This window comes from Roseateles sp. P5_B10 (assembly GCF_056400485.1).
The window spans coordinates 1-2,325 of sequence record NZ_JBFULE010000806.1; the positions used below are offsets into that span (position 1 = coordinate 1).

Below are 2,325 nucleotides of genomic sequence, written 5' to 3' on the forward strand. Positions count from 1 at the left end.
GCTTTACTCTGCTGCATCGACCGGGCGATCTGGCTGTCCAGACTACCATCGCGATCGATGTGCTCCATCATGTCGTTGACCACGGCAGCTTGCACCTCCTCTCCACCGGCCGATAGCACAGCCGATGTGAGCATTCCAGCGAAGAAGTCGGGGACAGGTGTCATGAGCATCCATGAAGCAGGAAATAGATCTGCGTTCTACTTGCAATCGCCTACGCACGATTTCAGCGTTTCGGCTGCGCGCTTAAAGCAATTCGATTGGGATTGGCGATCCAGCGTATTGCAGTATTCGTTGTCACGCTTGTAGCCCTCGGCGCACGACGCCTTGATGTCGGCACACGAAGCGTGGGCTGTGAGTGCCGAGACGCCAACGGCGATCATCACGGAGATTTTGCGAAACTTGTGCATAGAGGGCTCCCATCTAGCTAGATTCAGACATGCGCGACGGTAGGGCTGGCCGCAGTGCCTGCCATCCACAAACTTGATGAACGCCTGGAAGTTCAGGGAGGGGGCACCGCTGCGACAACTACTTCTGCGAGCCGAGAGCATGGTCCCTCGTGCGACGGACCTCGCTCGCTTCTCTGCCCCTCTTCGAGGTCGATCTCGACCTTCCGCTATGGGCACGAAGCCGGCGCCCGAAGCAGCAGAGGCGATGACCGCTCATGGCCGCCAGTGTGAAGCCATGCAGGGTCCCGAGAGCCGACATACTGGGCCGCAACGACGGGGCGCCCGGCGCAATGTCCCGGAGGCACGCCTGCGGACCGACGGTTGCGCCAGATGCCCGTCGTGACGCGCGGACCAGGGGCGGTGTTGTCGCCCCGCCGCTCAAGCCTTCACTTCGACCACCTGTTCGAAGCCGCCGAAGATCATGCGTTTGCCGTCGAAGGGCATGGGCGGGTTGCCGGGTGTGGACGGATCCATGCGCGGGTCCTCCATCATCTTCTTCATGCCTGCGTCGCGCGTGGCCTTGTCCGGCCATTCGACCCACGAAAAGGCGACCGTCTCCTCGGCGGTGGCCTGGACTGCGCGGCGGAAATCGGTGACCTTGCCGTCAGGGACGTCGTCGCCCCAACTTTCGATCACACGGGTCGCGCCCAGCTCAAGGAACATCGCGTCGAAGTGGCGCGCGTGCTCAATGAACTTCTGCTTGTTGGCGGTAGGGACCGCGATCACGAAACCATCGATGTATGACATGTCTTCACTCCTGCTAAGTTGACCGGACGGAGCGCCCCCTGAGGGCACCTCGTCTCCCATCGACGAACGACGGGAACCCAAATCGACATGGCCTGCCTGTTGGAGGACATGCGTCCTGTGGCGGCGCCGAAACAGCATGCCCGTGGGATCAGCCGCCGCGGTGCCCGCAGCGTAGACGCCTTGGCCCAGCAGGTTACGCCGAGCGACCCGGCTCCCGACTGCAATTGTTTCGGAGCCTGCGACGTGGCGCCGGTCGGCGCAACCCGGCGCCGGCGTCGGGAGCGCCGTTTGCTGGCAGGGTGGTCGATCCGGCTGCGAGCGCATCGGGGCGGTGTGCCGGGCCAGTTCAATCTCGCGAAGGGGTCGTAGCGAGGCCCGGTCAGAACGAGTGCGTCATGCCCGCGCCGTAGACCTCTTTGGTACCGGTGCCGAGCAGGCGCTTGGAGGCCAGGTCCGCATACACCGTGGTGCGCTTGGACAGGCTGTAGCCGGCGCTCACCGAGACCATCTTCTCCTTCTTCAGGCCGTCCACGTCGGCCTGGCCCCAGCCTGCCTTCAGCGTCGTGGCACCCATCACATAGACCGCGCCCAGCGTCGTCACCTTGGCCTTGGAGCCGGCGACGGATTCGCTGACGTTGTACATGCCCATCAACGACAGCATGCCGAAGGCGGCACGCACGCCGACCGAGGTCTCGGTGGCGCCGGCGCTGTTCTTGCCGCTGCCCAGCATCATGCGCAGCTTGCCGTCGTTGTAGAGCAGCGTGGCGGCGCGCGTCTTCGCCACAGCGCCTGCGGGCGACTCGGGAGAGGCGCTGACGTGCAGCGAGACGTTGGCGAACTTCGGCGAGTCGTAGAAGACCGCGTTGGCCACGCGGCCCGAGCCGCCGCCGGCCGGGTCGGCGGAGTAGTTCCAATGCCACAGGTCCCAGGCGGGCGACACGATGCGGTCGTAGTTGCTCCAGGCGTCGAAGGCCCAGTCCTGCGCCTGGATGGCGTCGAGCGCGCGGCCCAGGCGCAAAGCGCCGAATCCGCCCTTGATGCCGACGGTCGACTCGCCGTGCCAGAACGGCCTGCCCGTGCCGGCCTCCGACGCGCCGGTGTCCGCGTCGAAACGGTGGCGCAGGCGGAAGGT

Annotated in this window: 2 protein-coding genes; both read right to left on the minus strand. The window is 65.2% G+C overall.

The window, feature by feature from the left end:
* Positions 1–824: 824 nt before the first annotated feature.
* Positions 825–1,193 (minus strand): DUF1428 domain-containing protein, encoded by a 369-nt coding sequence (locus tag AC1DU6_RS27885; RefSeq protein WP_457326393.1) that lies wholly within the window; start codon positions 1,191–1,193, stop codon positions 825–827.
* 379 nt (positions 1,194–1,572) lie between these two features.
* Positions 1,573–2,325 (minus strand): porin (locus AC1DU6_RS27890; protein ID WP_477861094.1); only part of this gene is annotated, 753 nt, incomplete at its 5' end.

What these genes read in the sequence shown, in the direction of transcription:
- AC1DU6_RS27885 (WP_457326393.1), bottom strand. Translation starts at nt 1,193, where the DNA reads ATGTCATACATCGATGGTTTCGTGATCGCGGTCCCTACCGCCAACAAG.